General features: G+C 69.4%; 2 protein-coding genes. Both read right to left on the reverse strand.

Annotated elements, in window-relative coordinates:
• The coding region (locus AOK23_RS43200; protein ID WP_055717826.1) for a serine/threonine-protein kinase at positions 1–1,314 on the reverse strand (1,314 nt) is incomplete at its 3' end.
• Between the two features lie 350 nt (positions 1,315–1,664).
• Positions 1,665–2,213 carry a helix-turn-helix domain-containing protein gene (locus AOK23_RS43205; RefSeq protein WP_033530590.1) on the reverse strand — a complete coding sequence of 183 codons (549 nt, stop codon included), beginning with the start codon at positions 2,211–2,213 and terminating at the stop codon, positions 1,665–1,667.
• Positions 2,214–2,752: the final 539 nt, after the last annotated feature.

A 2,752-nucleotide genomic window follows, 5' to 3' on the forward strand; every position in this document is an offset into this window, starting at 1 on the left:
CATCGGCGGCGGCAATACGGCACCGGTGTATGGAGGTTGAGGCGCTAGGGGGCCGTTGGGTGGAGCCGGAGGTAGGGCACCTGGGCCGGGCTGCACGAGCGAGCCCTGGGACGGTGTGGCCTCAGGCAGCTGAGCCGGAAGCGGCGGAGCGGAGGGAGGAGGCGTGGAGGGAGGCGGAGGCGTCACGTCCACGCCGGACAGCGAAGAGGCGGACCAGCTTGGTGAGTTGGAAGGAGCATCAGCGCCTGGCCGAGACGCATGCGCACTCGGCGACAGGAGCCCTGGGCCCGGCAACGAGCCTTCCGCTCCCGGCGGCGGGCTGCCCGCAGCAGGCGCACCCGGGCTGACCCGAGAAGAGTCCGTCCCGCGCGCAGACCTCGACGAGGACGTGGCGCCCGTGCTCGTCCCGCTCACGTCCAGCCCTGACGCTCGCTGCAGCGGGCCTTCCGAGCCGAACCCCACTGGAAGCGGGCCGAGTTGGTCGAACACTTCCACCAGCTCGTCGTCGGGGCCCGGCTCGGGGAGCAGCTCGGTGGCGGCGGCGAGGGCCTTGCGGGCACCCGTGGCCGTACGGAAGCGGGCATGGGGATCGGGCTGGAGCAGCGTGGCGATGACCTGCCACAGAGGCTCCGGGATGTCCCTCGGGGCCTTGGGCGTGCCGTGGGCGGCGAAGTGTTCGATGAGCGCCTTGGAGTCGGGTTTGGCGCCCTCCAGGAGGTACAGGGCGACGAGGCCCACCGCGAAGAGGTCGGCGGGGAAGTCGGGGTCCGCGCCCAGCATCTGTTCGGGGGCGAAGTAACCCGGCGTACCCACCACGTAGTTGGTCTCGGTCAGCCGGGGCTCGCCCAGGCGCATGGCGATGCCGAAGTCGGACAGGCGGAGGCGGGGCCGTGCGGTGCCGGTGGCCTCCAGCAGCACATTGGCGGGCTTGATGTCGCGGTGGATGACGCCTTCCGCGTGCACGGCGGCGAGGCCGGACAGCAACTGGTCGAGCAGGAGGCAGACGTAGGCAGGAGGAAGAGGGCCGTAGTCGTTGACGAGATTGACCAGGGAGCCCCCGGCGACCAGGTCCATCGTGAACAGGACCTTGTCGTCATCGGCGGCCCAGCTGGCGGGCGCGAGCACGTGGGGGTGGTCGATCCGCACGGCCTGTTCGCGGACGAAGCGGAGCAGGGCGTGCGCGTCGCGCTGCTGAAGGACCTTGGCGGCCACGTACCGGCGGCGTCGGTGGTCCCAGGTGCGCCAGACAGCGCCGACTCCCCCGCGTCCGATCGGGTCGACCAGTTCGTACCGGCCGGCGAAGACCTCACCCATGGTNNGGCTTCCGAGCCGTCCTCCGCGGAGTCGGCTTCTGCCTACCGGTTTCCCACGGAGCTCGTTTCCGTACCTCTGTCCCCCAGCCGCATTGTGTGGCCCGTCCCCTCAGCCCCCTCCGCAGCCTCTGCCTCGGCCCGGCCCTCTGCCTCTCCGGACCTCTGCCTCGGCCCGCCCTTCCGGCGGCCCGGTCCGTTCCCTCTCGGCTCTCGTCGAGCCTACGTCCGCGTCTTCGTGACCTCGGTGCTGGTGGGCCTGTTCAGCCCTGTGCCCCCAGCCCGCGTCACTGGCCCCCCTCGCCTCGGCCGCGGCCCGGTCGCCGACCCCGTCTCGGTGACCGGGCCTCGATCTCAGTTCTGGTGGGACTGGTAGTGGGCCACCGCGTCCGAGGTGCGGCCCGCGCCGTACACCCGGAGGAACTCTGCCAGTTCGGGGTGGGTCGGGGCGAGGGTGTCCGCCGCCTCGATGATGTCGCCCGCGGCCGCCACCGAGCGCAGCAGCGACTGGATCTCGCGGACGACCCGCTTGACCGTGGGCGCCCCGGAACTCGTCGTCGACTGCGTGGTGTTGCTGAGCACAGATCCCCCCTGCGACTTCTTGATCTCGTCCATGCGCTCGGTCGCCTCGGCGGCGCTCACGCTGCCGTCCGCGACCTGCCCCGCCAGGTCCTGCAGCAGCTGCACCCGCTGAACCACGGCCGGGTTTCCGATCTTGGCCCGCTGACCGCTCATCAGCTGCGACAGCATCGGAGCGGAAAGGCCCAGTACCCCCGCGAGACGAGCCTGGTTGAGGCCCAGGTCCTCGATGAGCCTACGGAAGAGCGCCCCCAGTGGCTCTCCGTACCAGTTCCGCTGCAGCTCCCGGGCTCTTGCGGTCGCTTCCTGCTGTGCGGCGTCCATTGCGTCTCCCCATCGCTTCCCCAAAAACTGCGGTTCGCTGTAGCGAACCACGACGAGCATCTTACGGAGAGTGGTCGTTCACGGGGACCCCCAATCTTTTTGCGAGATACCGGGGGTGACCCGGTACTCTGGTCTGCGGCGCCACCCGGTGGTCGGTACTTCCGGGCGGACGCTTCCCTTCCGGGGCCTTAGCTCAGTTGGTAGAGCGCTNNTTCGACTCCCCTAGGCTCCACAGCGGATGGACCGGGCCGGACGTCAGAAGACGTCCGGCCCGGTCTCTTTTCTGTGGTCCCGCGTCCGCCCGTCCCATGGCGCTCCAAGGGAGCCGCGTCGCGATCGCGATCTGTGCACAGGATGAGCGGCCTGTCTCTGGAGCCGTGAGACGGGTCAAGGCGCCTGCTGGCGTGCGCAAATGCGAAAACCATGGTCTACGTCACAGAAATGCAGGGTCGGAGGCGGCTATCACTCTTTGCAATCGGACGAGCACATTCCGGTTTTGGTTTTCGATGGTCCGTGCCCAGGTGTGTTTCACGTGAAAC

The sequence above is a fragment of the Streptomyces torulosus genome (genome assembly GCF_001419765.1).
Taxonomy (GTDB): Bacteria; Actinomycetota; Actinomycetes; order Streptomycetales; family Streptomycetaceae; genus Streptomyces; species Streptomyces torulosus.